The sequence below is a fragment of the Neobacillus rhizosphaerae genome, from assembly GCF_050477885.1.
Classification (GTDB): Bacteria; Bacillota; Bacilli; order Bacillales; family Cytobacillaceae; genus Neobacillus; species Neobacillus rhizosphaerae_A.
In genome coordinates, this window is the sequence record NZ_JBCNAC010000131.1 from 1 (window position 1) to 5,701 (window position 5,701).

4 protein-coding genes are annotated in these 5,701 nt (G+C 37.0%); all 4 read right to left on the reverse strand.

Annotated features, from left to right (window positions below; genetic code table 11):
• Positions 1–88: 88 nt before the first annotated feature.
• The 4 genes from ABES03_RS18400 to ABES03_RS18415 all read right to left on the reverse strand — a co-directional run bounded on the left by ABES03_RS18400 (position 89) and on the right by ABES03_RS18415 (position 5,617).
• Positions 89–277: a sporulation YhaL family protein gene (locus ABES03_RS18400; RefSeq protein ID WP_430119313.1), complete on the reverse strand. Its 189-nt coding sequence runs from the start codon at positions 275–277 to the stop codon at positions 89–91.
• A 105-nt stretch (positions 278–382) separates the two neighbouring features.
• Complete coding sequence (yhaM, locus tag ABES03_RS18405; protein WP_430119315.1) at positions 383–1,327, reverse strand: 3'-5' exoribonuclease YhaM; 945 nt, start codon at positions 1,325–1,327, stop codon at positions 383–385.
• Positions 1,328–1,378: 51 nt separating this feature from the next.
• On the reverse strand, positions 1,379–4,381 hold the full coding sequence (locus tag ABES03_RS18410) for an AAA family ATPase (RefSeq protein ID WP_430119317.1): 3,003 nt from the start codon (positions 4,379–4,381) through the stop codon (positions 1,379–1,381).
• 18 nt (positions 4,382–4,399) lie between these two features.
• Positions 4,400–5,617 carry a metallophosphoesterase family protein gene (locus ABES03_RS18415; RefSeq protein ID WP_430119319.1) on the reverse strand — a complete coding sequence of 406 codons (1,218 nt, stop codon included), beginning with the start codon at positions 5,615–5,617 and terminating at the stop codon, positions 4,400–4,402.
• Between the last annotated feature and the right edge of the window lie 84 nt (positions 5,618–5,701).

Genomic DNA, 5,701 nt, shown 5'->3' on the forward strand with positions numbered 1-5,701 from the left:
GCTGGACAATTCTCGAAGTCCAATTTTAAACTTTTCTATAATAAATAAGAAAAAGGAGAGACTCCCCAACGTTGGAGTCTCTCCTTTCTTATTCCCCTGTAGCTTTTAAATCATCTCTTAGTTCCCTTTCTCTTTCTAATCGTTTGATGTAAATTTCCCCTTCCTGTTCAATGCTTTCAAGTTCTAGTTTCCGCTCTTCACGGCCTGTTTTTATTGCCATCAATGCACTTATCACAATTCCAACCACGACTGCATAAATCCAAATAGGTATAGTCATTTTCATTGCTCCCTTCCTTTGTGGTTGTCCACTTTTTATTACAACTTATTCATTCTAAAGAAGAAATATTCTACTCTACTAGCAAAAAAAATAACCCATTATGGGTTATTTTTGAAAAACAGGCTTATAAAATGAACGATTATCCAATGCAAAAATCCGCTCTGTAAATTCTCCAGGTTTTACCCTTTCTAAGGCACGATCAAGCATATTCATTTTTGCATCCAAATTATCAATATAATGAAGAATTTCTGCTTCTTTAATCAATGGTGGTTTTGGACTCCCCCACTCGGCTTTCCCGTGATGGCTTAGGACAAGATGCTGTAAGATAAGTACTTCTTCTCCTGAAATCCCTAATTCCTCCGCAGCCTTGCCAATTTCATTTATCATAATTGTGATATGGCCTAGTAAGTTACCTTCAATAGTATAAACGGTTGAAATAGGACCAGATAACTCCATCACCTTTCCCATATCATGCAGGATAACACCCGCATATAGCAAGTCCTTATCGAGGCTTGGATATAGCGAAGCGATAGCTTTGGCCAAATCAAGCATGCTAACCACGTGAAAGGCGAGACCAGAAACAAATTCATGATGATTTTTTGTTGCTGCAGGATATTCCAAAAATGCCTTTTGGTGTTTCTTAATTAAATGACGAGTAATCCTTTGAATGTTAGGATTTTTCATTTCGAAAATATATTGAGTCAGCTTGCTGACCATCTCATCTTGACTTAACGGTGCTGTTTCCAAGAAATCGTCCAATTTCACTCCATCTGCAGGACCAGTTCTTCGAATCTGCCGGATTTTCAGCTGGCTTTTTCCACGATAATTTTGCACATCACCCATTATTTTAACAATATTCTGGGCCGCATAGTTCTTTTCATCCTCATCATTCGCATCCCAGAGTTTTGCTTCAATTTCACCACTCTGATCTTGCAGTATCAATGTTAAAAAGGGCTTTCCGTTACTTGCAATCCCCTTGGTTGAACTCTTTATCAAAAGGAATAACTCAACCTGTTCACCTACATCATAATTTAATATTCCTTTACTCAAGCTATTCACGCTCCTCCCACTAGTAAAAGTATAACATATCCAACTATCACTCTAGGAAATAATCTGAACTGCCCCCTTTGTTATATTAAGGATATTTTCCTTTTTGAATAGATGCAATAAATGTTCATGGCAAGTAAAAAATAGCACTTGATTGGTTTGCAAACTTTGCAAAAGCTCAATTACTTTTCTTGTTCTTTTGGCATCAAAATTAACAAAGCTATCATCAATGATGATTGGGAATTGATATTTTTCATATAATGTTGTTGCTAAGGCAAGTCGTATTGAGACATATAATTGTTCCGTCGTCGCTTGACTGAGTTCATTCGCCTCAAAAATGGTACGGTCCATTCTCTCCACTAAGAATCCTGTGCCTGATTGTTGGAGATGGATTTTTTGATAATTGCCATTGGTGAGAAAGGATAGATATTCTTCTGCTTTTGAAATCAGTCTAGGCACGTGGACCTTCTTATACTTTTCAACCGTGTTTGATAGTATTTCTTGGGCGATACAATAGACTGCCCACTCTTTTGCAGACTCTTCTAATTCATACTTCTTCTGTTTATAGTTATGAAGAATAGTCGAATAAACTCCACCTTCCTCTAGAACCTGAATCTCGTATTTTATAGCGGCAAGTTCTTCCTGCTGTTTTTTTAATCTTGTTTGTAAGTGTAGAACTTCATGATTGTATTCGGCAATGATTTCATCACTATTGTGGATGTGTAAAAACGTTTCCCAAATCGTCCTAGGTAGAAGTGAATACTCAAGCTGACTTTTAAGTGTTCCAAGTCTTTCAAAGAGTTTTCCTTGTTTTTCTGCCATCTTACCAAATTCGTAGAACTCTTGCTCTGTTTCTACCCCCGCAGCATGTAAAAGCTTGTTATATTCAGCTTTTAGGTGCTCAATTTCATGCTCCTTTTGTTTTACATCAGCCGCAAGCTCTGCAAGCTTCCTCTCTCGCTCTTGACTTTTTATTTGCTTTTCATGTTCCTCTTTTAATCTGTTCCGCAATAGATAGGCTATTTCTTGTAAAGCCAACCCTTGCTCTGGTAAAAAACGTGAGGCAAATTTATTCATTTCTTTATTGAGCTTAGCTTGTTGATTATTGATTTGCTCTACTTTCGTTTGGAGTTGACTTTTTTCACGAGAGGTAGTTTTATATTGTTCTATTAGTTCGAATGCTTCCAATAGAAACGGAACGGCAATATATTCAGGTATGTTTAACTCTAAACTAAGTGATAATAGCTTTTCTTTGTTTTGCGCATATTCCAATTCCCATTCTTCGAACTTGGTAATTACCTTATCATATAGTGATTGCTGTTGTTTTAGCTTCATCTTAAGAACTTGGACCTCTTCAAGCCGGACAGTATCCCTCTTTAATTGATCTTCGAGCTTTGTCAAATCCATATATTCAGCTGAATGAAGCTTTTCTATTAATTGTTTTTCCTTTTCTTTTAATTCTACTAGAGTCTGTTGCAACTCCTCTGCTTTTGACTCTTTTGAACCTTTAGTCATGAAATAAGCAGTTAGGACACAGCCAATCAATCCTATAAATAAAAGTACCCACTGCTTCGTCAATAAACCATAAAATAGTAGTCCTAATAAAATTCCTTCAAAAAGGAATAATTGGAGCTTTTTCTGCTTTCTACTATTAGCCCCTTCCTTTTTATCTCTATCATAGCCTAGTTGGTAAAATTCAATTTTATCCTTTAATGCTTTCAAATCAGCTTCCAAACTCTGCTTATCGTTACCATTAATCAACTGCTTCTCAAGGTACTCCCTATCTTGTTTTGCAAGGAGGTGGCTTTCAGCCATTCGAACTTCTTTTTCTATCTCCTGCAATACTCTTGTTTCTTCCTGAAAGCGTTCCTCTAACTCTTCCTTTACTTCTTGTAACTTTTGCCTTTTTCTTGAAGTGATTTCTACCTGGTTCCTCATATAAATGTTTGTATTAATGGCAAAAACATCGTTTTCTTCTAAAGGCAAATGCAGTTTCTCTCTAATTACTGAAAGCTTTTCGTCACATTCAGCGATTTTCAGTTCGGATTGCTGTTTTTCAAATGTCAATTGTTCCATAAGTGGGACTTGATCAAGTAAAGTTAAGAGTGCAGACTCACTTTCAAGTAAAGCTCGTTTAGGTCTCATTTCAGCAAGTTCTTTTTTTTCATTTTCGATTCTTTCTTTGAGGCTGTTGATCTCTGCCTCATACGGATGGATGAGCTCTAATAATTTTTCTATTCTTTCCATTCCACGGGTAGGAAATGGCACCTCTCCTAGATCACTGAGCTCCTTCTCTGTCCATTTTTCTTCTCTTACATTTGACTCAATTCTCTTCCACTCATGTAATTGGTCTATCTTGCTCCCTAGTTCCTTAAGACGACCATTGATTTCTTGAAATTCCTGTAGAAGCATCTCTCTTTTTTCTAGCAAGCTTTCATATTCTTTGTTTTTCGATGCTGCCTTTTTCAATTCTAGATTGATTTCATTAAGTGCTTGTAACTTTTCATTTATAATAGGCTTCTTTCCCGAAGGTTTAAATCTGTTATCCAGTTCTTTCTGCAGGAAGGACTCCGTTTTGGATAGCCGCTCCGTCCCTAACGTACCTGCAGAAAATAGGAACTTGCCAATATCTTCACCTTTCATTTGATGAACATTCTGAAGCCCATGAAGGCTAAAGGAGAAGACTGCTTGGAATAAATTTTTATCAAAGCTTGCGACTAGTTCTTTTAGTAGCTCTTCCCCACCCATCATACCGTTATCCATAACTACGTTCACATCACCAGCTGCTTTTCCCTTTACACGCTCAATTACGGCAAATCCATGCTCTTCATGATAAACTCTGATTTTCCCGCCATATTTGTTGCTATGCATTGGTTCGTACCGAAGTTCGGTTTGTTGTTTTGTAGGGAAACCGAAAAGTATACCGTGAATAAATGCCATAATGGTTGACTTTCCTGCCTCATTCTCCCCATAGAACACTTGGAAATCAGCAAGGTCTTTAATGATTACATTTTCTAATTGTCCATAACCATAAATGTGTAGCTCCAGAATTCTCATAGCATCTACTCCTTTCTACTAAGCCTCACTAAGTAATTCTATTAATAATTTCTCTGCTCTTTCTATTAGTTCTTTATGTTCTGTATCATTTAAATGAGCTACATACTTTCTGCCCAATGGGTGCTCATATAAAGGGGCTAATGTGTAGTCCACATCCTCATACTCTGTGATTGTTTCAAAAAGCTCTGCATAAAAATTAGCTTCCATTTTTAATTGCTCTTTATCAAATAACTGACTTTCAGTTATTTGTATGTCAACGGTCCACACAAAGGATGCTTCTTCTTTTTCATCCTCTAATAGAAGGTCCAGAAGTTCACCATCTAAGTTTCTTTTTTCTCGCTCATCATTTATTTGGATGTTTTTTAAGTAGAGAGTCAATAATGTCCCCTGCTGATTCTTTCGTACTTGGTTGATGGTCTTTTGACATAATTGAAGAATGTCGTTAAAGCTGTTGGCTGACGTAGCATCGACTTCTGTCTCTTCCCAAATAACATCTGATGTTTCAACAAAATTCAGTTTGGCATCGTCAGACAATTCCACATAATAATACCCCTTTGGACCTGTTTCCTTCTTATTTCTTCCTTGAATATTTCCTGGATAGATAATTGGGGGAGATTCAGATAAAATAGCCCTTTTATGAATATGGCCTAATGCCCAGTAGTCAAAGTCTTTTTCTAATAAGTCCTTAATTGCAAACGGCGCATAATTATCATGTTCAGATCCCGAACTTTCATTGCCATGAAGAATACCGATATGAAATCCAATATTATTTATCTTCGAATAGTCATCTATTTTCCTAGCGAACACATGCCTGGTTGGATAGCTGAAACCGTATAAATGGACGATTTCTCCGTTCCTCGTGTGAAGCACTTTTGTTTCTACTTCACTAGTAAATACATGTACATTTGCTGGCAAGCTTAACTGTACCCATGTACCATTTAGATGATCATGATTTCCATGGACGACATAAACGGGGATTCCATTCTCTTCTAACTTCAGCATTTCACTGCGAAAACGGGATTGTGCACGTAAACTACGATCCTCTCCATCAAATAAATCTCCAGCTAAAATAACAAAGTCGACTTGCTTTTCAATGGCGTCATTCGTTAGTTTCTTTAATGCTGTAAAGGTGCTTTCCCTCACCCTTGTAAAAATACTTTCCGGTAAATGCTTTAATCCGATCATAGGGCTGTCCAAATGTAAATCCGCTGCATGAATAAACGATATCTTTTTCATAGGATAATCCTTTCAACATCTTTTCTTTATTGTAGCACCTCCGAAATACGAATGCACGTTCTATTTAGAAAAGCGGAAGCGCCT